Source organism: Vibrio sp. (genome assembly GCF_047973365.1).
Lineage (GTDB): Bacteria > Pseudomonadota > Gammaproteobacteria > Enterobacterales > Vibrionaceae > Vibrio.
Window position 1 is genome coordinate 90,626 of record NZ_JBKEBW010000078.1, and the last position, 20,638, is coordinate 111,263.

The window sequence follows — 20,638 nt, forward strand, 5'->3', positions numbered from 1 at the left end:
AGCCGTATGAACTTTATTCAGCAGCCACAACGAATTGAATCGACGAGTTTTGAAATCATCGACCAGATCATTGCCACTGAATTTCCTGATTATCAGTTCGCTAATGAACTGGAAAAGAAAGTCATTACTCGCGCTGTGCATACCACGGCCGATTTTGACTGGCTAGAAATACTAAAGTTCTCACCGGACGCTTTGACTACCTTGCAAACTGCCATCAATCAAGGCTGTACATTTTATACCGATACCACAATGGCTCTGTCTGGCATCAATAAGAGCCTTTTAAAGCAGTTTGGCTGTGACATTAAATGTTACATCGCTGACCCTTGGGTAGCAGAGCAAGCGAAAGCGCAATCCAAAACACGCTCAATGATTGCGGTAGAAAAGGCGTTAAAAGATGAAGGTAACAAAGTGTTTGTGTTCGGTAATGCACCCACAGCTTTGTTTCAACTGTTAGAAAGTGCGGCTAACAAACCTGTCATGACCATAGGTGTACCCGTTGGTTTTGTTGGCGCGGCAGAATCCAAACAAGCGCTTTACGAAAGCAATTTCCCCTTCATCACGGCTCTGGGCAGAAAAGGTGGCAGCAATGTTGCGGCTGCCATCGTTAACGCTGTGCTTTATCACATGCGGGAGGCTTTATGAGTCAAACAGCTGAAGCGGATATTGTTTGGCACAGAGGGAAATCATATCGCACGGGTTATACCACAGGCTCTTGTGCGACTGCCGCAGCCAAAGTGGCAGCACTAATGGTGATGCGTCAGCAACCTATTCATCAAGTTTCCATTGTGACACCGTCCGGTGTGGCGCTAAATCTAAATGTGGAAGATGCTTCGGTGGAATTGCATAGTGCGGTTGCTGCGATACGTAAAGACGGCGGTGATGATGTGGATGCCACCCATGGCATGTTGATCTATGCCCGGGTAACGGTGAATGATACTCAACTCATTGAAATACTTGGTGGTGAAGGTGTGGGCGTGGTGACACGCAAAGGCGTTGGTTTACCTGTTGGAGTTGCTGCGATTAACAAAACGCCGCGCCACACCATAGAACAAGAAGTGCGTGATGTGATTGGCCCTAACAAAGGCGCGGTTGTTACCATCTTTGCGCCTGAAGGCAGAGAGCGCGCTGAGAGAACCTACAACTCACGATTGGGAATTGAGCACGGTATCTCGATCATCGGCACCTCAGGTATTGTGACACCGATGTCGGAAGAAAGCTGGAAGCGTTCACTTGCGATAGAACTCGAACAAAAACGTGCATTGGGACACAGCAAAATCGTCTTAGTCCCGGGCAACCACGGCGAACGTTTTGTTCAACAACAACTCAATATCGAACAAGACATAGTGGTGACCATGAGTAATTTCGTCGGTTACATGTTGCAAGAAGCGAATCGTCTGAAGTTCGAACATGTTCTTATCGTGGGACACTTAGGTAAGCTTGTCAAAATCGCAGCAGGGGTTTTTCATACCCATTCTCATATTGCTGATGCCCGTTTAGAAACCTTGGTTACCCACTTGGCGTTACTCAATGCACCCCATGATTTACTTCGCCGAATCTATCACTGCTTAACCACCGAAGAAGCACTTGAGCTGATTGAAGAACATGGTTATCAAGCGGTCTATCAAAATATCGCTCAAGAGATAGAACGCAGAGTTGAGGCAATGTTGAAGTATGCCAAACATCAGTTTAAGTGTGACGTGGTGTTGTTTTCTTTTGATAACCAAGTGTTGGGTAGTAATCGTCCTGTTGAACAAATCGTGGAGGATTTCCAATGATTTACGTAGTAGGAACCGGGCCGGGACGCAGAGATCTTATGACTGTCGCAGGCGAAAACTTAATAGCGAAGGCCGATATCCTCGTAGGTTGGCCTCGCTTATTAAGTGCTTTTAGCGATTTCAAAGGGCAACGAATTGAACTGTCGGGAAGCATTGAGAACACGTTAGCCACATTAGAAGAATTCAAATCTCAGTTGGTGGTTGTATTGGCGTCGGGCGATCCAATGTTGTTTGGTATTGGTAAGCGTATTAGTGAGCACTTTACGCCAGAGCAACGCAAATGTGTTCCGGGCATCAGCTCTATTCAAATGCTGTTTTCGGAAGTTGGGATTGATATGAACGATCTCTACATTACCAGCAGCCACGGCAAACAGCCTGACTTCGACTTTCTGTTCTTACATAAAAAGGTTGCTCTGGTGACAGACACGATCCTTGGTCCTTATGAAATTGCTCAGCAGGCGATAAAACGCAATCTCAAATGCAGCGTTATCGTTGGTGAAAACCTGGGTTATGAAAATCAGAAAATTTCGGTACTTAAACCAGAGCAAGTACAGCGTGAGTATGACATGAACGTGGTGGTGGTGATCAATGAAAGACAGTGAATTTCTGCGTGCAGACAAAGTGCCGATGACCAAACAAGAGGTACGCACCATCGTACTTGATAAGTTGCAACTAGCTTCTGCCAGCCGTTTTGTCGATGTGGGCGCCGGAACGGGAAGTATCGCTTTAGAAGCCGCGTTGAGCTTTGAACGCTTACACGTGTATGCCATTGAAAAGAATGAGCTCGCCGTAGACATCATGCAGCAAAATATGGAGCGTTTGGGCTGTAACCATATTCATCTTGTCAACAAGATGGCTCCTTGTGAACTGACCGGAAAATTCGATGCGGTATTCATTGGCGGCTCAGGTGGCAATTTAGAACAGATTATTGATTGGGCGTTAGACCATCTATTAGAGGGCGGACGTCTAGTGATGAACTTTATTTTACACGGCAGTCTTAACCAAGCATTAGACCATTTAAAAACGTGTGCTATCGACGAATTCGAGTGTAGCCAAATCCAAGTCTCTTCAATGACTTCTCTTGGCACTAGCTATTACTTCAAACCAAATAATCCAACATTTATCGTTTCATGCATTAAGGGGAATCAACGTCATGGATAACTTTGATCATTCTAAAGTCTACTTTGTTGGCGCAGGACCCGGTGATCCAGAGCTGATCACTCTGAAAGGTTACAACTTGCTAAAACAGGCCGATATCGTCATCTATGCCGGCTCATTGATTAACCCTGAGTTGCTTAATTACTGCAAACCAACAGCACAATGTCATGACAGTGCGTATATGCATTTAGAGCAGATCATTAACATGATGGCAGAAGGTGTAAATGCAGGAAAATTAGTGGTGCGTCTGCAAACCGGCGATCTCTCTTTATATGGCTCTATCCGTGAACAAGGTGAAGAGTTGGAAAAACTGGGCATTGGTTTTCGCTCAGTGGCGGGTGTTTCGTCTTTCCTTGGCGCTGCATCTGAACTTGGCGTGGAATACACGGTTCCAGAGGTCTCTCAAAGTCTCATCATCACTCGTATGGCTGGCAGAACGCCGACTCCAGAACTGGAGTCACTGGAAAGTTTTGCTCAGCATCAAACCTCTATGGCAATTTTCTTATCGGTGAAAGGGATTGGGGAAGTGGTCGATAAGCTGATGACGGGCGGATATCCATCCGATACTCCGGTTTCTATTGTTTACAAAGCCACGTGGAAAGATTGCCAAATTTTGAGAGGCACACTGTCCGATATCGCACAAAAGGTAACGGAAGCGGGCATCTATAAAACAGCATTGATTTTGGTTGGGCGTTTTCTCGGAGAAGAGTATCACTACTCCAAACTGTATGACGCGGAGTTCTGCCATGAATACCGTTAGGTGTGAATCGGTTTCTTTATTTACACTCACTCCCGGTGGTCAGCAGGTGGCGAATAAGCTACGCGAACACCTGCCGATGGAGTGCTACTGCTCAGAAAAATATCTGCAGGATGGATTCAAACCGTTTGTTGATAGCTTCAAAAATACGTTGAGTCAGGCATTCCTGCGTGACAGTGCAATCATAGTGATTGGAGCATGTGGCATCGTGGTTCGAACTATTGCACCGCTACTTCAGGACAAGTTTACCGATCCCGCGGTGTTGGTTATTGATGAAAAAGGCAAGCACGTCATCAGTCTTTTATCCGGGCATGTTGGTGGTGCCAATGAGCTTGCACGTTATCTGTCTCACCTGATTGACGGTACGGCTGTGATTACCACATCAACGGATGTCAATCAAACATGCTCGTTTGACTTGCTAGCCAAGCAGATGTGCGCTGATAGCATCAATTTTCGTGTCGCGACCAAAACCATTAACCAGATGTTGGTCAGTGGTAAGCAGGTCGGCATCATTGTTGACCCGTTTCTTGTCAATCAAATTGATTTCGATATTCACAGCTTTGATATTCGAGGCTTAACGATTGTTGATGATGAGACGATTAGTCAGCATTCACTGGATGCTTTGATTGATGTCTCTATGCAATCAACCCGTCCTAATTGGTCTGTTCCTACTTTCCAGTTAATCCCTAGACGCTTAGTGGCGGGGATCGGTTGCCGAAAAGGTGTTGAACCAGACCTCCTGAAGTCGCTTTTCAATAGCCAGTTACAGGCTCTGAACATTCATCCTAAAGCGCTGTGCATTATCGGCAGCATTGATATTAAACGCAATGAAGATGCCATCGTCAATTTGGCGAAATCCTATGACGTGCCTTTTGAAGTGTTTAGCGCAGAGGAACTCAATCAATGTGCAGACCGTTTCCCTCATTCTGATTTTGTAGCCAAAACCGTGGGCGTAGGTGCGGTATCTCAGCCTTCGGCGTGGTTATTGAGTAACGGTTCTCTGCTGGGTGACACCATCAAACAGCAAGGAATCACTATTACCTATGGAGTATTGAACTGATGTTATACGTGGTAGGAATTGGTCCGGGTGGACTCGATATGATGACTTACCAAGCTCGAGAAGCCATAGAAGCGGCTGAAGTGATTGTGGGTTATAAAACATACACTCATTTGGTTAAAGAGTTGGTGGGTGATAAGCCGGTAATTAAAACCGGAATGTGCAAAGAAATTGAGCGTTGTCAGACGGCATTAGAGTTGGCTCAATCAGGCAAAACTGTTGCCATTATCAGCAGCGGTGATTCCGGCGTTTATGGTATGGCTGGGTTAATTCTCGAAATGGTCACTAAGCAAAAATGGGACGTTGAAGTTAAAGTGGTTCCGGGAATGACCGCCAGTATTGCTGCCGGTTCCGTACTTGGCGCCCCACTGATGCACGACTTCTGTCACATCAGTTTGAGTGACTTATTAACGCCTTGGGAGCTAATTGAAAAGCGCATCATTAATGCAGCAGAAGCCGATTTTGTTATCTGTTTCTACAACCCGAGAAGTCGCGGTAGAGAAGGGCATCTAAAACGCGCTTTTGAGTTGATGGCGCCATTCAAAAATCCAAATACGCCTGTTGGTATCGTCAAAGAAGCGGGTAGACGTAAAGAAGAAAAATGGATTATGCCTTTCGAAGAGATGGATTTTGAATTGGTCGACATGCGCACTCTGGTTGTGGTGGGGAATCAGTCTACCTATTTCGAGCAGGGCATGATGATTACGCCAAGAGGGTATTCATTGTGAGACCAGACCATGTGCTTGTTTTCGGAGGAACTTCTGACGCATTGATGCTGTGTGAAGCACTGGCTGCGCGCCACATTCATTTTACTTTGTCAGTTGCAACCGAAGAAGGTAAACACAGCGCAAAACAATTTGAATCCAACGTTATCTTAGGGCGTATGGACAGCTCCGCAATGCGCGAATTTATCCAACGCAACCACGTGGATTACGTTATTGATGCTGCTCATCCGTACGCTCAGGTTCTTCGGCTCACGATAGTGGTGGCATGTGAAGGCATTCAGTGCCCGGTTATGCGCTATGAGCGCCCAAGTTGTAACAGTTCAACATTTGAAGATGAGAACTGTATTGAGGGGCCATCTTTAATCATCAAGGCAAGCAACGTGATGGATGCCTGTCGAAAAATTTCAGACAACCAGCAACGAATTTTACTCACCACTGGCAGTAAAGATTTAGAAACGTTTAAACGAATGCTTGCGGACAAAGTGCTGTTTGCACGCGTGTTGCCAGTTGCTGAAGTGATCAGCGAATGCAACAGACTGGGGCTCGGTATTGAAAATATCATAGCGATGAAAGGTCCTTTTACTCGAAACATGAACCGCGCGCTGTATGAAATGCTGCAGCCGGATGTCGTGATCACAAAGGAATCGGGCTGCGTTGGTGGCTTTGGGGAAAAAGTAGAGCCGTGTATCGAGCTAGGTATCCCTTGCATTGTGATTGAACGGCCGAAGACAACATCGATTAACCAATACGTGAGTTATCAAACCAACTTATCCGACTGCGAAGCGCTGTTTGACAGTTGGCAACAAGAGGCATGTTTAGTATGAAAAAAGCATTAGTTGTGATTAGCTTTGGCACTAGCTATCCCCATGCGATGAAGAAAAACATCGAAGCATGTGAAGCTGAACTTGCACGAGCTTATCCTAACCGAGACTTCTTCCGAGCATTTACGTCTTCGATGATCATCAAGAAACTGGAGAAGCGCGATGGTATTCATATCGATAACCCACAACAGGTTCTGCAACGTCTGAAAGAGGCAGGTTTCCGTGATGTGGTTATTCAATCTCTACATATCATCAATGGTGACGAATACGAAAAGATCGCTCAGCAAGTGGAATGCTATCGTGATGACTTCGACAACTTGCAGCTAGGTCTGCCTTTACTGAGTTGTATGGAAGACTACGACCAGCTTGTGGAAGCCATTCAATATCAAGCACCCTCACTGAAACATGACGAACGTTTAGTGCTTATGGGGCACGGAGCAACACACCATGCCTTTTCTGCTTACGCTTGTCTTGACCACATGATGATGGCGAGAAATTTGCCTTATGTGGTTGGTGCGGTGGAAAGCTATCCGGAGATTGAGAGCGTGATTTCACGGCTTGAAAATGATTGCGTTAATAAAGTGTATCTCATGCCGCTGATGTTGGTTGCTGGTGATCACGCCATCAATGATATGGCTTCTGATGAACCTGACTCATGGAAAACGTTGATTCAAAAAGCAGGCATCGTTGCCGAACCGATTGTTCAGGGATTGGGAGAAAATCCACTTATCAGACAGATGTTTGTCGATCACTTAGCTGCTACGGAATTGACAAATAGGGAAATGGTTAAGGAGAAAATTGCGTGAATAACGGAAAACTCTATGCGATTGGCACAGGGCCGGGCGCAAGCGATCTTATTACTGTAAGGGCAGCAAGACTTCTTGATAAATTGGATATTTTGTATGCACCTGCGGGTCGTAAAGGCGGCGATAGCCTTGCATTGTCTATTGTTCGTGAATATATCGGCAAGCAAGTTCTGATCAAAGAGCGCCATTTCCCAATGACCAATGATGCGCAAGAAAAGCAGCAAGCGTGGGATGACGTTGCATTGGAAATCGAAGCAGATGTGGATCACGGTAAACAAGTGGGTTTCATTACCTTAGGTGACAGCATGTTGTTTAGTACTTGGGTATTTCTGCTCGAACGTCTCGAAAACAAAATTGATATCGACATTATCCCCGGAATTACCTCTTTCTCCTGTATCGCCTCACAAGCGCACTTTCCACTTTGCATGGAGCAACAGTCATTGGCGGTGATGTCATGTACCGCAGAGGTAGAAGTACTTCGCCGTGCTTTGATAGACCATGAAGCAGTGGTACTGATGAAAGTCTACGGGCGTTTTGACAAAGTGCGTCAATTGTTGATTGAGCAAGGTTTGCTTGAACATGCTGTTTTGATGGCAAACGCCTCAATGGAGAATGAGATCTTTTATCCTGATTTATCTCAAGTGGCAGAGGGTGAAGCTCTGCCTTACTTCTCAACCATAGTCGTAAACCGTAGCTGAAAACGTCACTAGAAGGAGTTCGTGTATGTCACTGAAGATTAATACTAAACGTATTGCGCTAATGGCGTGGGTAGGCGCTGTTGCAATGTCACCACTTAATGCCAATGCAATGCACATTATGGAAGGTTTTTTACCGCCGACGTGGGCGTTAACTTGGTGGGCCTTATTTATTCCGTTTGTGATCATGAGTGTTAGAAATTTAAAACAGATCGTTTCCGATGATGCAAACAAAAAAGTGCTGCTAGCCCTTTGCGCTGCGTTTATTTTCGTACTTTCTGCACTCAAACTTCCTTCGGTTACTGGCAGTTGTTCCCATCCCACAGGTGTTGGTTTAGCCGTCATTTTGTTCGGATTTATGGTGGTACCTGTGCTTGGTGGTATTGCTTTGCTGTTTCAGGCGTTATTGCTTGCTCATGGTGGAATTTCAACCTTAGGTGCAAACGGCATGTCGATGGCCGTCATTGGTCCGATGATCGGTTACTTGGTCTGGATTGCCGCTAATCGTTTGAATTTGCGTAAAGATATTGCTGTGTTTTTAGTCGCGTTTGTGGCGGACATTGCCACCTATGCGGTCACCTCTTTGCAGCTTGGTGCCGCATTCCCAGATCCTGAGTTCGGTGTAATGGCTTCTATGAGTAAGTTCATGGGCATTTTCCTGTTCACTCAATTGCCAATTGCTATTGCTGAAGGTTTGCTCACTGTTCTTATCTATGAACAATTGACCAAACGCGATCTCATTTCATTTCAAGAGAGGGTATTACGATGAAAAAAAGCCTAATACTGATGGCTATGTTGTGCGCTTTAGTTGTCGTTCCATTGCTAATGAATCCGGGCGCTGAGTTTGCAGGCTCCGATGGAGAAGCTGAGTCATTGATTAATCAAGTGGCACCTAACTATAAGCCTTGGATTGAGCCTTTAATTGAACCTGCGAGTGGTGAGATAGAAAGTTTACTGTTTACGCTTCAAGGCTCTTTGGGGGCGGCGGTGATCTTTTACATCTTAGGCTTCTACTACGGCAGAAGAAGAACCGATGCTGATCATCGATAAGTACGCCTATCAAAACCGTTGGGTTGATGTTTCGCCAAGCTATAAATGGTGGGCATATCTTGCGGTTTTGGTGACAGCCATGATGACACCGATAGCGTGGCAATTCGCTCTGTTCATTTTGCTCAGTATCGTCACTTGTTACACGGGCAGGTTAACTTCGAAGCAGTATCTGCAATGGCTAAGTTTACCTTTTGGCTTTTTAGCCATGAGCCTTATCGCGATGCTTGTCACATACAGTGAAAACTCAGCGAGCTTGATTGCAAGTTTACCACTGTTCGATGGCTACGTAGGGGTAAGTACTCAAACGGTTGATACTGCGCTGACAACATTGTTTCGGTGTTTATGTTCTATTGCCGCGACCTTGTGTTTCGTGATCATCACGCCCTTTAATCAGTGCGTGACGTTACTAAAAAAAGCGCGTTTACCCTCAGTTTTGGTTGAGCAAGTGTTATTAACCTACCGATTCATTTTTATCTTTATCGAAGAAGCGCATGCCATTTATACCGCTCAAACACTGAGGTTTGGCTATATCAAACGTGGGTTATGGTTGAAATCATTAGCGATGTTAGTGGGCGTGTTACTACAAAGAGTCATGATTCGTCACCAACATATGCAAAGTGCTCTGGCAGTTAAGTTGTATCAAGGAGAGTTTCATCAATGACGTTATCAGTGAACTCAATGAGTTTTGCTTATGAAAAAGGTGAGCCTGTGTTGAGTAATCTCAATATGGATTTTTCATCTCACTCTGTTATTGGTGTGGTTGGGGCAAATGGATGCGGTAAATCGACTTTATTCAAACTGCTACTTGGTCTGCATATGCCAACAGAAGGTAGTGTTAATTGGTTGCAGCAGCCCATAGATTACAGCAAGAAAGCACTCATCGAACATCGCAAAAATGTCACTCTATTATTTCAGGAACCGGATCAGCAAATCTTCTATACCGATGTGTATAACGATATTGCGTTCAGTCTGAGAAATCTGGGTATAGCTGAACATGAAATCGAACAAAGGATTCAACGCGCATTAGCTCTGGTGGATGGTCACAGTTTCTCGCATAAGCCTATTCAATATCTTAGTTATGGTCAGAAAAAACGTGTCGCATTGGCGGGCTCGTTGGTTATGGATTCTGATTATTTGCTGCTCGATGAACCGACAGCAGGTCTTGATCCAATCGGCACTAGGCAGATGAAAACTCTGATCCGTTCTATCGTCGATCTCGGTAAGAACGTAGTGATGTCGAGTCACGACATCAATTTAATTTACGACGTATGTGATTACGTCTACGTCATGAGTCGGGGAGAGATGGTTTATCAAGGCGAACCACAGACAGTCTTTCTCGATAAATGCTTTATTGAGCAAGTCGGTCTGGAACAGCCTTGGTTGGTAAAAATGCACCAAGAGTTTGGTATGCCATTGTTTCGCCACGAAGATGAAATGGTCGCTGAGCGTTGTCTAAATAAGGAGTCACTATGAGTCGTGCAATCATGTTTCAAGGAACTGCATCTGATGTTGGCAAAAGTGTTCTGGTCGCGGGTATCTGTCGAATCTTGGCACAAAATGGCTATCGCTGTGTGCCATTCAAAGCACAAAATATGGCACTGAATTCAGGGATCACGCGCAGCGGTGATGAAATGGGCAGAGCGCAAATCTTTCAGGCTGAAGCGGCAGGCGTTGAGCCTGATGTAAGAATGAATCCAGTGTTACTCAAACCCACAGGCGATCGTCATTCGCAAGTGATTGTGATGGGAAAAGTTCTGACCAACATGGATGCGGTGACGTATCACCAATTCAAACCCCAACTGCAACAGAAGATTTTCCGTGCATTTACTGAGCTTGCAGAGCAAAACGACATCGTCGTTCTGGAGGGCGCAGGCAGCCCCGCGGAAATTAATTTACGCGACCGAGATATCGTCAACATGGGCATGGCTGAGCTGATTAATGCGCCAGTGATCCTTATTGCTGATATTGACCGAGGTGGTGTGTTTGCTTCTATTTACGGCACGTTGATGTTGTTGTCAGAACAAGAACGGCAGCGTGTTCGAGGTGTAATTATTAACAAGTTTCGCGGTGATGTAGAACTGCTCAAACCGGGAATAAAGCAAATTGAAGCACTGACACAAGTTCCGGTTATCGGAGTCGTGCCTTACCTTGATGTCGACCTGGAAGAAGAAGATGGTGTGGCGTTACAACCTGAAAAGTTACGTCATCAACTAGGAATTGAAAGTGATGCAGACAAACTTGATATTGCTGTGATCAAAGTTGCTCGCATTTCCAATTTCACAGACTTTAATGCGTTAGCCGCTCAGCCCGACGTGAATTTACGTTACGTTGCTAAAGTGTCTCAGCTTGGCAATCCTGACCTAATTATCCTGCCCGGAAGTAAAAACACCTTAGCTGATCTCACTCATCTGAATGAGTGTGGTTTGTCATCTGCCATTATCAACAAAGCAAAACAGGGCTGTGCAGTATTGGGTGTTTGCGGAGGCTATCAGATGCTCGGCAAAACACTGGTTGATGGTGTTGAATCTGGTATTGAACAGATGGATGGGCTAGGTTTGCTTGATACGGTAACCACATTCGCCCAATCAAAACACACCACGCAAGTAACAGGGAAGATCCTCAACCACAGTCGTGGGTTATTCTGCGGCGTTGAAGGGATGGAACTCAGCGGTTACGAGATCCACATGGGGGAAACCGAAATAACCGGCATTATGAAACCATTCGTTGAAATACAGGTGCGCAATCAGCAAAACGTAACCATTCTAGATGGCGCAGTGACAGAAGATGGTTTGATTGCGGGCACCTATATTCACGGTTTATTTGACCATGGGCTTTTTACTCGCCATTTCTTAAATCAGCTGCGATTGAGAAAAGGTTTAACGCCATTAGCGGAGAATGCTTTCGATTATGCAAGCTACAAGAGCACGCAGTTTGATCTTCTGGCAGATGGGTTAAGAGAAGTCTTAGATATCGACCAGCTTGAGAAAATCATGGATGAGTTTACGCTAACACTGGCGAATAAAGACCAGGAATGCTTGGTATGAAGCCATTTTTCGTTACTTTGCAATTTATTACACGGATTCCCGTTCCCCAAAGCTGGACCAGCGATTACGATTTTGAACAGACCTATCGTGGTGTGGTGACATTCCCGATTGTCGGTGCCATTCTGGGTATTATCGCCGCTGCGATATCGGTCTCTCTGTATATGGGGCTGGGTTGGAATAGTCCGCTGAGTGCCGCGGTTTACGTGTTTTCGCTGGCATTGTTAACAGGTGGCTTTCATCTGGATGGGCTAGCGGATACTTGTGATGGGATATTTTCTGCCAGAACCCCAGAACGTATGTTAGAAATCATGAAAGATAGCCGTTTGGGAACGCATGGAGCGCTGGCACTGTTTTTTGTTCTTACGTTAAAGATTCTCACCGTCACACAGATTCTAGATACAGAGCCCGAAGAAGCGCTACTTATATTAGTGATTGCACCGTGCATTAGTCGCGCTTGGATGTCACTTCTTATGTATAAGCAAAACTATGCTCGTGAATCAGGGTTAGGACATATCTACATCAACAGAATTTCGTCCCATCAATTTTATTTCACCCTCGCTATTGGCGCTGCTATCGCGTCTTGGATGCTAGGCTGGCAAAGCCTGATTGCATTTTGTGTAACAGGGGGATTCGCTTTGATTTATCGCCGCTATATCAATAACACCATCGGTGGGCAAACTGGGGACACGCTTGGTGCTGGTAACGAATTGTTTGAATTATGTTTTTTAATGGCTATGACCAGTGTTTGGACGCTTAATCTCTAGACCTTTTTATCACTAGAAAGTGAATCCAGCGACTGTTCAAACAGGCAATGGATATTGATAAGCAAACCCTCCGAGCCATGGATGGCTCGGCGGAACTTCAAGGATGAATTGATGTGTGTTTGCGTTCTATATCCATTGCTTAGCTGTACCCAGCCAGCATACATGGAAGGAGAATAGCTTGTGAGTACGTTGTTAAATGATTTGAAAGAATCGATTATCCCTGTCGATGAAAAGGTTCGTAAACGAGCACAGCAGCATATTGACCAACTGTTTAAACCGATTGGCAGTCTAGGGCAATTAGAGCAACTGGCTTGTCAGTTAGCGGCGATTTATCGCACCATTCAATGGCAGACAGGAAAGAAAAAAATTTTCGTTATGGCGGGGGATCATGGTGTCTTTGATGAAGGTGTGGCGGTGACGCCTAAAGAAGTCACAACCATGCAAGCAGTGAACACGGTAAAAGGTTTAACGGGTGTTGCTGCGCTGAGTTTCACCACGGGTGTCGATGTTGAAATGGTGGATGTTGGGATTGATTGTGACCCAATCGATGGCATCACCAATATGAAAGTGGCGCGTGGTTGTGGAAACATAGCTAAAGGTCCGGCAATGAGCTACGACCAAGCAGAGCAGCTTATCTTTGATACGGCAAACTATGTAAAACAAGTTATCGACCGTGAACAGTTAAGCGTAATTGGTGTAGGGGAGTTGGGCATTGCCAATACTACACCCGCGGCTGCTATTGTCAGTATTGTAACCAATCAGTTACCGATGCATGTGGTTGGTCTTGGCGCAAATTTACCGAGTAGCCAACTTCAACACAAAGTTGATGTTGTTTCAGTTGCGATTGCTCTCAATCACCCAGACCCTACCGATCCTATCGATATCATGGCGAAAGTGGGCGGATTTGATTTAGCAGGTATGACTGGTGTGATTCTAGGTGCAGCTGCCATGCGTATTCCTGTGGTGTTAGATGGCTTTTTATCTTACTCGTCAGCAATGATTGCCTGCATGATTGAACCGAATGTCTGGGATTATTTGATACCATCACATCAATCGGCGGAAAAAGGAGCAGTGGTTGCGTTAGAACATTTACGCCTAAAACCGTTTATACATATGGATCTACGACTAGGAGAAGGCAGTGGTGCTACGCTTGCAATGCCTTTTATTGATGCTGCGCACGCTATGATGAATCGCATGGGTAAGATGCAAGATGATGGTGTTGAATTGCCGAGTCCAGCTTAATCGAGGTTATACTATTCTAAATTAAAATGTGATCAGATTGAGCATTGATGTAACGGTAAATGGGTATCGAACGCAAACACGCATAAACCCTTCCATGGGGCTCCGCCGAGCCATCCATGGCTCGGCGGGTTTGCTTATCGACACCCATTCACTGATCAGAAAGTTTTTCAGATTAGTATTAAAACAACTTAACGAGTGGTCATTACATACAAAAGAAAAAATCCGCACTATTATCTAGCGCGGATTTCCAAATCTTGTCTACAACTGCCTATTACATTGTTGCAAGGGAACTTGGCGTTACATTGCTATGTTACAGCTGTACTTTAACAATTTAAGCGATGGCAATAGATACTAAGTTATCGCTTAAGAAATATAGTTAAAGTGTGCCATGTCACAACCGATACGTTGTGCAGTTGTTAGCACAGATGAGAATGACTCACTTTCGTCGCTTACTTTAGTAGCTTTGTTTTTGTTTCTAGTTGTGAAAAATGAAGTAAGAAAGTTAGCAAATTTAGTAGCTAGACGGATAGATGCTTGATTTTCAATTTTTAAAGTGTTCATAACGCAACCTCGACTTAGTATCTATTTTGTGAACTAGACAATGAAGTAAATCGTTTCTCAATGCTTCACTGTGACTGTGCTCACACTTTATTCCTAAATATGATCGAGATCAATAGTCTAAAAGCGGTTATTTTTGAAATGAAACAGCTTTTTACTAAAATATCTATAAAATACAATCGGTTATGCATTAAAAATATTTTTAGTAAATTCAACTATAGTTGATTGCAAGTGTAACCAAATTACGTTGGCACCATTATCAACAGCCGCATCCTCATAGAATAGCCATTCCATTTTTCCTTAAACTGTCGACATATTGCTTGTTCCCGCTAGGTGTTTAATTTTTCTTAATTCTAAATTTATACCAATTAAATTAGTTAAAACAAATAGATACAACCATTTTGTTGACTGATGGATCAAAATTAGACTTTATACCTTAGTCTAATTTGTCGACAATTATCTTGATTGTCGACAATCTGTGCATCTATAGTGTGTTCATTCCTTGAGAGCTTGTTAGAAAGAACTCATTAGTACGATTAAGAAGACAAGATGAACCGTGAATTGAGAAAATCGTTTATTGGTGAAAAAGAAAATACTAAATCAGAAAACCTGACTGAGTATTTGATTGAAGCGATTGTAGAAGGGCAGATTGCTCCCGGTAGCAAAATCTCTGAACCTGAGCTCGCCAAGCGTTTTGAAGTAAGCCGGGGTCCTTTGCGAGAAGCTCTAATGCGCATCGAAGGGTTAGGGCTGATTGAAAGGATTCCTCACGTAGGCGCTCGCGTTATTCAATTCTCATCTGCGAAATTGGTTGAACTATATGCGGTGCGTGAAGCGCTGGAGGGGATGGCTGCGCGTCTTGCTGCACGCAATATCACCGAGATCGAAATTGCCGGCTTAGAGACACTATTGTCGACACATTCTGCGCATATCGATCAGGTAGATGGAGCATCTTATTTTCATCAACAAGGCGATTTTGATTTTCACTATCGCATCATAAAAGCAAGCCGTAACAGCCAGTTGATTGCGTTGTTGTGTGATGAGCTTTATCACTTGTTGCGTATGTATCGATATCAGTCACCACGTGCACAGTCTCGTCCGGTCGAAGCGTTGGACGAACACAAATTTATCCTGCAAGCCATTCGTAACAGAGATGAAGAGCTAGCAGAAATGCTGATGCGTCGCCACATATCAAGGAGCCGACGTTTAATAGAACAACAGATTCTAAGCGAAACTAAAGATCTAGATTAAGGAGAATCACATGTTAAGCCCAGGAGCAAAATTCCGACTTGCAGTTAAAACCAATAACCCATTGCAAATTGTCGGCACCATTAACCCGTATTGCGCCATGATGGCGAAAAAACTCGGCCATCAAGCCATTTATCTTTCCGGTGGCGGTATTGCTAATGCTTCTTACGGTTTACCAGACTTAGGTATTACAACCTTGAACGATGTCCTAGTCGATGTTGAGCGCATTACTAACGCCTGTGATTTGCCGCTTCTCGTAGATATTGATACCGGTTTTGGTGGTGCTTTCAATATTGGCCGCACTATTAAAGCAATGGAAAAAGCGGGTGCTGCGGCGGTGCACATGGAAGACCAAGTGGCGCAAAAACGTTGTGGTCACCGCCCGAACAAAGCGATTGTTAGTTTGGAAGAGATGGTCGACCGCGTAAAAGCTGCGGTGGACGCTCGTGATAATCCTGAGTTTGTGATTATGGCTCGTACCGATGCGCTTGCGGTTGAAGGTATGGACAGTGCGATTGAAAGAGCGATTGCCTGTGTTGAAGCTGGCGCGGATATGATCTTCCCTGAAGCGATGACAGAACTTCAACAATATGAGCGTTTTTCAACCGCTCTACATTCAGCGACAGGAAAACATGTGCCAATTCTTGCCAACATCACTGAGTTTGGTCAAACGCCTTTGTACAACTGCGAAGAGTTGGCGGAATCGAAAGTCGACATGGTGCTTTATCCACTGAGCGCATTTCGTGCAATGAACAAAGCCGCTGAGATGGTGTATAGCCACATTTTAGAAAATGGTAATCAGGAGGCCTTACTCGATAGCATGCAGACTCGTAAAGAACTGTACGAATATCTGAACTATCACAGTTATGAAGACAAGCTAGACCAACTGTTTAGCAAGTAGAGGTAATTAAAGATTATTCGCTATTAATTGTCTTGCAGTGAGTAGGGAAGCCCAAGAAAACTGAAATAGTGTCTAGACAAGGCTTTTAAATAAGCAAAGAAACATAGAAAACGTACAGCTTACGTTTTCGCTAATAATCCAATAACGTGAAACTGCGGAGCGACTGCACCCATGAGGTGGACCCAATGAGGTCGGTTTTTATAACCCGAAGCAAAGCGACAAAAGGAGTTCAACATGCCTCATTCCCCTAAAGGAGAGCTAGGCGGAGCTGGCCTACGTGGCCAAAGTGCCGGAAGCACCGCTTTATGTACGGTTGGTAAAACAGGAACAGGTCTAACTTACCGTGGTTACGACATCACCGATTTAGCCAATCATGCACAGTTTGAAGAAGTTGCCCACTTATTGTTAGTTGGACATTTACCGAACCAAGCTGAATTAGACCAATATAAAACTCGTTTGATTGGCTTACGTGGTTTACCACAAGCTCTAAAAGAAGCATTGGAATTGATTCCAGCCGACGCACATCCAATGGATGTGATGCGAACGGGTTGTTCAATGCTCGGTAACTTAGAAACAGAACAAGATTTCTCACAACAAGTTGCCGCTACTGAACGTATGCTAGCTTTGTTCCCCGCCATCATCTGCTATTGGTACCGATTCAGCCATGATGGTGTGCGCATTGATACTGAAGACCGCAGTGAAGATTCAATCGGTGGCTATTTCCTGAAAATGCTAACAGGAAAAGCGCCAAGCGATTTGTTTAAACAGGTAATGCATACCTCTCTTATCGTTTACGCAGAGCATGAGTTTAATGCCTCAACCTTTGCTGCACGTGTTTGTGCCTCTACTTTATCTGACCTGCATTCGTGTATAACCGCTGCAATTGGTACGTTGCGCGGGCCACTTCACGGTGGTGCTAATGAAGCGGCGATGGAAATGATCGAGAACTGGCAAACACCGGATGAAGCAGAACAAAACATTCTGCGCATGCTTGAAAATAAAGACAAAATTATGGGCTTTGGTCATGCCATCTATCGTGAGAGCGATCCTCGTAATGCGCTGATCAAGCGTTGGTCAAAAGAGCTTTCTCAATTTGTCGGTGATAAACAACTTTATGCGGTGTCAGAGCGCGTTGAAGCGGTGATGAAGCGTGAAAAAGATTTGTTCTGTAACGCGGACTTCTTCCATGCATCGGCTTATCACTTTATGGGGATTCCAACCAAGCTATTTACACCTATTTTTGTGATGAGTCGTTTAACAGGCTGGGCTGCTCACGTGTATGAGCAGCGCGCCAATAACCGAATTATTCGCCCAAGCGCAGATTACACAGGCCCAGAGCATCAAGAGTGGCTTGCAATCGAAAAACGCAGTTAACCATATACGAACTTAACAGCAATGAGGGCGTTGTGCTCAAGAAGTGCAGCGCCTGTTTACAATTAAAATAGGTTGAAGCGATGAACAACGAATATAAAAAAACGCTTCCGGGAAGCCAGATAAGTTATTTTGACACTCGTGAAGCCGTTAATCAGATATCACCAAATGCTTATGAAAAGCTACCTTATACTTCGCGCGTGCTTGCAGAAAACTTAGTACGTCGCTGCGATCCTGATACGCTGATCGATTCACTGAAACAGATTATTGAGCGCAAACGCGATATGGATTTCCCTTGGTATCCTGCACGCGTGGTTTGTCATGATATTTTGGGACAAACAGCTCTCGTTGACCTTGCTGGATTGCGTGATGCGATTGCAGAGCAGGGCGGTGACCCAGCCAAAGTTAACCCAGTGGTTGAAACTCAGCTAATTGTTGATCACTCTCTTGCTGTTGAGCATGGTGGATTCGACCCACAAGCCTGTGATAAAAACCGTGCGATAGAAGAGCGTCGTAACGAAGACAGATTCCACTTTATTGAATGGTGTAAAACCGCATTTGAGAATGTCAGTGTTATTCCCGCGGGTAACGGTATCATGCACCAGATCAACCTAGAGAAGATGTCTCCGGTCGTTCAACTAAAAGATGGTGTTGCGTTCCCCGACACTTGTGTAGGTACTGACAGTCATACACCACACGTAGATTCATTGGGCGTGATTGCCATTGGTGTTGGCGGGTTAGAAGCTGAAACTGTCATGCTAGGTCGTCCTTCTATGATGCGTTTACCTGATATTGTTGGTGTGAAACTGACTGGTAAGCGTAAACCGGGTATTACCGCTACGGACATCGTGCTGGCTATCACTGAATTTCTGCGCAATGAAAAAGTGGTTTCATGTTACTTAGAATTTTATGGTGAAGGTGCTAAAGATCTCACTATCGGTGACCGTGCAACTATCTCTAACATGACGCCAGAATACGGTGCTAGCGCGGGTATGTTCTACATCGATGAGCAGACCATCAATTACCTAAAACTGACTGGTCGCGATGCCGAGCAGGTTGCTTTGGTAGAACAATACGCAAAAGAAACCGGCTTATGGGCTGATAGCCTAGAAAATGCTGAATATGAACGCGTTTTGCAGTTCGATTTATCCAGTGTCGAGCGTAACTTAGCAGGTCCTTCCAACCCACATCGTCGTCTACCTACTTCTCAACTGGCCGCTCGCGGTATTGCAGGTCAATGGGAAGAGAAAGAAGGTGAGATGCCAGATGGCGCGGTGATAATCGCTGCAATAACTTCCTGTACCAATACCAGTAACCCTCGCAACGTGGTTGCTGCCGGTTTGCTGGCGAAAAAAGCCAATCAGCTCGGGCTTGTTCGTAAACCTTGGGTGAAAACTTCGTTTGCACCAGGTTCAAAAGTAGCAAAGCTTTACTTAGAAGAAGCGGGTTTGCTCCCTGAATTGGAACAGCTTGGGTTTGGTATCGTTGGTTACGCCTGTACGACTTGTAACGGTATGAGCGGCGCGTTAGATCCAGTGATTCAGCAAGAGATCATTGACCGTGACCTATACGCTACTGCGGTATTGTCTGGTAACCGTAACTTCGATGGTCGTATCCATCCTTATGCCAAACAAGCATTTTTAGCCTCTCCACCGCTTGTGGTTGCGTATGCTTTAGCTGGAACCATTCGTTTTGATATTGAACGCGACGTGCTAGGTCATGACGCAAAGGGTAATCCAATCTATCTCAATGACGTTTGGCCAAGTGATGAAGAGATTGACCAAGTCGTCGGTCAACACGTTAAACCAGAGCAGTTTAATCAAGTCTACATTCAGATGTTTAAACTGAATGACGCACAAAAGAGCAGCAGTCCACTGTATGACTGGCGCCCAATGAGTACATATATTCGTCGTCCGCCATATTGGGAAGGTGCGCTCGCGGGTGAACGTACTTTGCAAGGTATGCGTCCTTTAGCTGTGCTCGGTGACAACATCACCACTGACCATTTGTCGCCTTCAAATGCGATTCTGGCATCCAGCGCAGCAGGGGAATATCTGACTAAGATGAATGTACCGGAAGAAGATTTTAACTCTTACGCGACACACCGTGGTGATCACTTAACCGCGCAACGTGCAACCTTTGCTAACCCGAAACTGTTTAACGAAATGGTGAAGGAAAATGGTGAAGTGGTGCAGGGCTCACTGGCTCGTATTGAACCTGAAGGTAAAGTAACTCGCATGTGGGAAGCGATAGAAACCTACATGGAGCGTAAACAACCGCTGATTATTGTCGCTGGTGCAGATTATGGGCAAGGTTCTTCACGAGATTGGGCTGCCAAAGGCGTTCGTCTTGCGGGCGTTGAAGCGATTGTCGCAGAGGGCTTTGAGCGTATTCACCGTACTAACTTAGTCGGTATGGGCGTACTGCCGCTTCAGTTTAAAGACGGTGTGAATCGCAACACTTTAGCTTTGGATGGTACTGAACTTTACGATGTGGTGGGTGAGATTAAACCGGGTGTGGATTTGGCATTGGTTATTACCCGCAGTAACGGTGAAAAACTGGATGTGGCGGTAACCTGTCGCTTAGACACCGCCGACGAAGTGAATGTGTATAACGCAGGCGGTGTATTACAGCGTTTCGCTCAAGATTTCTTAGCGCAGTAGGAG

General features: G+C 45.0%; 22 protein-coding genes. 21 read left to right on the top strand and 1 reads right to left on the bottom strand.

The genetic code is table 11. The features are described 5' to 3' along the window. Positions 1–6: 6 nt before the first annotated feature. From ACK5MF_RS10475 to cobT, 17 genes are all read left to right on the top strand, one after another. Positions 7–642 carry a cobalt-precorrin-8 methylmutase gene (locus tag ACK5MF_RS10475; RefSeq protein WP_416921956.1) on the top strand — a complete coding sequence of 212 codons (636 nt, stop codon included), beginning with the start codon at positions 7–9 and terminating at the stop codon, positions 640–642. Beyond that, the gene (gene cbiD / locus ACK5MF_RS10480) at positions 639–1,775 is read left to right on the top strand and encodes a cobalt-precorrin-5B (C(1))-methyltransferase CbiD (RefSeq protein ID WP_416921957.1); all 1,137 of its coding nucleotides are present in this window, start codon (positions 639–641) and stop codon (positions 1,773–1,775) included. The genes ACK5MF_RS10475 and cbiD overlap by 4 nt, the downstream gene beginning before the upstream one ends. Beyond that, complete coding sequence (locus ACK5MF_RS10485) at positions 1,772–2,377, top strand: cobalt-precorrin-7 (C(5))-methyltransferase (protein ID WP_416921959.1); 606 nt, start codon at positions 1,772–1,774, stop codon at positions 2,375–2,377. Before cbiD ends, ACK5MF_RS10485 begins: the two co-directional genes overlap by 4 nt. After that, positions 2,364–2,936, top strand: a complete 573-nt coding sequence (locus tag ACK5MF_RS10490; protein ID WP_416921961.1) for a decarboxylating cobalt-precorrin-6B (C(15))-methyltransferase — start codon at positions 2,364–2,366, stop codon at positions 2,934–2,936. Before ACK5MF_RS10485 ends, ACK5MF_RS10490 begins: the two co-directional genes overlap by 14 nt. Beyond that, on the top strand, positions 2,929–3,693 hold the full coding sequence (locus tag ACK5MF_RS10495) for a cobalt-precorrin-4 methyltransferase (RefSeq protein WP_416921963.1): 765 nt from the start codon (positions 2,929–2,931) through the stop codon (positions 3,691–3,693). Before ACK5MF_RS10490 ends, ACK5MF_RS10495 begins: the two co-directional genes overlap by 8 nt. Further along, positions 3,680–4,750 (top strand): cobalt-precorrin 5A hydrolase, encoded by a 1,071-nt coding sequence (locus tag ACK5MF_RS10500; protein ID WP_416921965.1) that lies wholly within the window; start codon positions 3,680–3,682, stop codon positions 4,748–4,750. Before ACK5MF_RS10495 ends, ACK5MF_RS10500 begins: the two co-directional genes overlap by 14 nt. After that, entirely contained in the window at positions 4,750–5,475 is a 726-nt protein-coding gene (locus ACK5MF_RS10505) for a precorrin-3B C(17)-methyltransferase (RefSeq protein WP_416921967.1), read from the top strand. The genes ACK5MF_RS10500 and ACK5MF_RS10505 overlap by 1 nt, the downstream gene beginning before the upstream one ends. Then, entirely contained in the window at positions 5,472–6,296 is an 825-nt protein-coding gene (gene cobK, locus ACK5MF_RS10510; RefSeq protein ID WP_416921968.1) for a precorrin-6A reductase, read from the top strand. Before ACK5MF_RS10505 ends, cobK begins: the two co-directional genes overlap by 4 nt. Then, entirely contained in the window at positions 6,293–7,099 is an 807-nt protein-coding gene (gene cbiK / locus ACK5MF_RS10515; protein WP_416921970.1) for a sirohydrochlorin cobaltochelatase, read from the top strand. Before cobK ends, cbiK begins: the two co-directional genes overlap by 4 nt. Further along, positions 7,096–7,797, top strand: a complete 702-nt coding sequence (locus ACK5MF_RS10520; protein ID WP_416921972.1) for a cobalt-factor II C(20)-methyltransferase — start codon at positions 7,096–7,098, stop codon at positions 7,795–7,797. The genes cbiK and ACK5MF_RS10520 overlap by 4 nt, the downstream gene beginning before the upstream one ends. A 61-nt stretch (positions 7,798–7,858) precedes the next feature. Beyond that, a complete protein-coding gene (locus ACK5MF_RS10525) occupies positions 7,859–8,563 on the top strand; it encodes an energy-coupling factor ABC transporter permease (protein WP_416922023.1) in 705 nt (234 codons plus the stop codon). Beyond that, on the top strand, positions 8,560–8,844 hold the full coding sequence (locus tag ACK5MF_RS10530) for an energy-coupling factor ABC transporter substrate-binding protein (RefSeq protein ID WP_416921974.1): 285 nt from the start codon (positions 8,560–8,562) through the stop codon (positions 8,842–8,844). Before ACK5MF_RS10525 ends, ACK5MF_RS10530 begins: the two co-directional genes overlap by 4 nt. After that, the gene (gene cbiQ / locus ACK5MF_RS10535) at positions 8,828–9,505 is read left to right on the top strand and encodes a cobalt ECF transporter T component CbiQ (RefSeq protein WP_416921976.1); all 678 of its coding nucleotides are present in this window, start codon (positions 8,828–8,830) and stop codon (positions 9,503–9,505) included. Before ACK5MF_RS10530 ends, cbiQ begins: the two co-directional genes overlap by 17 nt. After that, positions 9,502–10,317, top strand: a complete 816-nt coding sequence (locus ACK5MF_RS10540; protein ID WP_416921978.1) for an ATP-binding cassette domain-containing protein — start codon at positions 9,502–9,504, stop codon at positions 10,315–10,317. The genes cbiQ and ACK5MF_RS10540 overlap by 4 nt, the downstream gene beginning before the upstream one ends. Then, complete coding sequence (locus ACK5MF_RS10545; RefSeq protein ID WP_416921980.1) at positions 10,314–11,888, top strand: cobyric acid synthase; 1,575 nt, start codon at positions 10,314–10,316, stop codon at positions 11,886–11,888. The genes ACK5MF_RS10540 and ACK5MF_RS10545 overlap by 4 nt, the downstream gene beginning before the upstream one ends. Then, positions 11,885–12,652 (top strand): adenosylcobinamide-GDP ribazoletransferase, encoded by a 768-nt coding sequence (cobS, locus tag ACK5MF_RS10550; protein ID WP_416921982.1) that lies wholly within the window; start codon positions 11,885–11,887, stop codon positions 12,650–12,652. Before ACK5MF_RS10545 ends, cobS begins: the two co-directional genes overlap by 4 nt. 180 nt (positions 12,653–12,832) lie before the next feature. Beyond that, positions 12,833–13,894: a nicotinate-nucleotide--dimethylbenzimidazole phosphoribosyltransferase gene (gene cobT, locus ACK5MF_RS10555; RefSeq protein WP_416921983.1), complete on the top strand. Its 1,062-nt coding sequence runs from the start codon at positions 12,833–12,835 to the stop codon at positions 13,892–13,894. Between the two features lie 363 nt (positions 13,895–14,257). On the opposite strand, the gene ACK5MF_RS10560 is transcribed toward cobT, so the two are convergent. Next, entirely contained in the window at positions 14,258–14,455 is a 198-nt protein-coding gene (locus tag ACK5MF_RS10560; RefSeq protein ID WP_416921985.1) for a hypothetical protein, read from the bottom strand. 546 nt (positions 14,456–15,001) lie between these two features. On the opposite strand from ACK5MF_RS10560, the gene ACK5MF_RS10565 reads away from it, so the two are divergent. The 4 genes from ACK5MF_RS10565 (at position 15,002) to acnD (ending at position 20,635) form a co-directional block, all read left to right on the top strand. Then, positions 15,002–15,703 carry a GntR family transcriptional regulator gene (locus ACK5MF_RS10565; protein WP_416921987.1) on the top strand — a complete coding sequence of 234 codons (702 nt, stop codon included), beginning with the start codon at positions 15,002–15,004 and terminating at the stop codon, positions 15,701–15,703. Positions 15,704–15,713: 10 nt separating this feature from the next. Beyond that, on the top strand, positions 15,714–16,601 hold the full coding sequence (gene prpB, locus ACK5MF_RS10570; RefSeq protein ID WP_416921988.1) for a methylisocitrate lyase: 888 nt from the start codon (positions 15,714–15,716) through the stop codon (positions 16,599–16,601). A 234-nt stretch (positions 16,602–16,835) separates the two neighbouring features. Continuing rightward, positions 16,836–17,975: a bifunctional 2-methylcitrate synthase/citrate synthase gene (prpC, locus tag ACK5MF_RS10575; protein WP_416921989.1), complete on the top strand. Its 1,140-nt coding sequence runs from the start codon at positions 16,836–16,838 to the stop codon at positions 17,973–17,975. Between the two features lie 80 nt (positions 17,976–18,055). Then, positions 18,056–20,635, top strand: a complete 2,580-nt coding sequence (acnD, locus tag ACK5MF_RS10580) for a Fe/S-dependent 2-methylisocitrate dehydratase AcnD (RefSeq protein ID WP_416921991.1) — start codon at positions 18,056–18,058, stop codon at positions 20,633–20,635. Positions 20,636–20,638: the final 3 nt, after the last annotated feature.

Excerpts from the sequence above, each read along its gene's own strand:
- cobS (WP_416921982.1), top strand. The coding sequence starts at position 11,885 with ATGAAGCCATTTTTCGTTACTTTGCAATTTATTACACGGATTCCCGTT.
- ACK5MF_RS10530 (WP_416921974.1), top strand. The coding sequence starts at position 8,560 with ATGAAAAAAAGCCTAATACTGATGGCTATGTTGTGCGCTTTAGTTGTC.
- cbiK (WP_416921970.1), top strand. The coding sequence starts at position 6,293 with ATGAAAAAAGCATTAGTTGTGATTAGCTTTGGCACTAGCTATCCCCAT.
- ACK5MF_RS10495 (WP_416921963.1), top strand. The coding sequence starts at position 2,929 with ATGGATAACTTTGATCATTCTAAAGTCTACTTTGTTGGCGCAGGACCC.
- ACK5MF_RS10525 (WP_416922023.1), top strand. The coding sequence starts at position 7,859 with ATGGCGTGGGTAGGCGCTGTTGCAATGTCACCACTTAATGCCAATGCA.
- ACK5MF_RS10545 (WP_416921980.1), top strand. The coding sequence starts at position 10,314 with ATGAGTCGTGCAATCATGTTTCAAGGAACTGCATCTGATGTTGGCAAA.
- ACK5MF_RS10490 (WP_416921961.1), top strand. The coding sequence starts at position 2,364 with ATGAAAGACAGTGAATTTCTGCGTGCAGACAAAGTGCCGATGACCAAA.
- ACK5MF_RS10560 (WP_416921985.1), bottom strand. The coding sequence starts at position 14,455 with ATGAACACTTTAAAAATTGAAAATCAAGCATCTATCCGTCTAGCTACT.
- prpC (WP_416921989.1), top strand. The coding sequence starts at position 16,836 with ATGCCTCATTCCCCTAAAGGAGAGCTAGGCGGAGCTGGCCTACGTGGC.
- ACK5MF_RS10540 (WP_416921978.1), top strand. The coding sequence starts at position 9,502 with ATGACGTTATCAGTGAACTCAATGAGTTTTGCTTATGAAAAAGGTGAG.
- prpB (WP_416921988.1), top strand. The coding sequence starts at position 15,714 with ATGTTAAGCCCAGGAGCAAAATTCCGACTTGCAGTTAAAACCAATAAC.
- ACK5MF_RS10565 (WP_416921987.1), top strand. The coding sequence starts at position 15,002 with ATGAACCGTGAATTGAGAAAATCGTTTATTGGTGAAAAAGAAAATACT.
- ACK5MF_RS10475 (WP_416921956.1), top strand. The coding sequence starts at position 7 with ATGAACTTTATTCAGCAGCCACAACGAATTGAATCGACGAGTTTTGAA.
- cbiD (WP_416921957.1), top strand. The coding sequence starts at position 639 with ATGAGTCAAACAGCTGAAGCGGATATTGTTTGGCACAGAGGGAAATCA.
- ACK5MF_RS10505 (WP_416921967.1), top strand. The coding sequence starts at position 4,750 with ATGTTATACGTGGTAGGAATTGGTCCGGGTGGACTCGATATGATGACT.
- cbiQ (WP_416921976.1), top strand. The coding sequence starts at position 8,828 with ATGCTGATCATCGATAAGTACGCCTATCAAAACCGTTGGGTTGATGTT.
- ACK5MF_RS10500 (WP_416921965.1), top strand. The coding sequence starts at position 3,680 with ATGAATACCGTTAGGTGTGAATCGGTTTCTTTATTTACACTCACTCCC.
- acnD (WP_416921991.1), top strand. The coding sequence starts at position 18,056 with ATGAACAACGAATATAAAAAAACGCTTCCGGGAAGCCAGATAAGTTAT.
- ACK5MF_RS10485 (WP_416921959.1), top strand. The coding sequence starts at position 1,772 with ATGATTTACGTAGTAGGAACCGGGCCGGGACGCAGAGATCTTATGACT.